Annotated in this window: 1 pseudogene; it reads left to right on the forward strand. The window is 33.7% G+C overall.

The annotated features are described in order from the left end of the window. Window positions 1-217 (forward strand): annotated as a pseudogene (locus C1G53_RS13500) (hypothetical protein); the annotation flags it as partial. Between the last annotated feature and the right edge of the window lie 50 nt (window positions 218-267).

Below are 267 nucleotides of genomic sequence, written 5' to 3' on the forward strand. Positions count from 1 at the left end.
CATTGTGCTATTCTTAACTGGTCTTCTTTATGGATTTTTTCACGGTTTTTCTCCTAGCCTTCTTGTCTTGGTTTTACTACTTTATCCTGTAACCATCTTTTTCTTTAAGGAATGGATTATTCTCTATCAGATTGTCTACACCTTATGTGCTCTGATTGGAAATGGGATAGGAGCTCTGCTATTTTCTCTAAGAAAGAAAATGAGGAAAAATCCTTGAAAAATCAGGAAATCCTGTTATAATAGCTTTTAGAGACTTATCAATTCTAG

The organism is Streptococcus suis, from assembly GCF_002960445.1.
Lineage (GTDB): Bacteria > Bacillota > Bacilli > Lactobacillales > Streptococcaceae > Streptococcus > Streptococcus hyiners.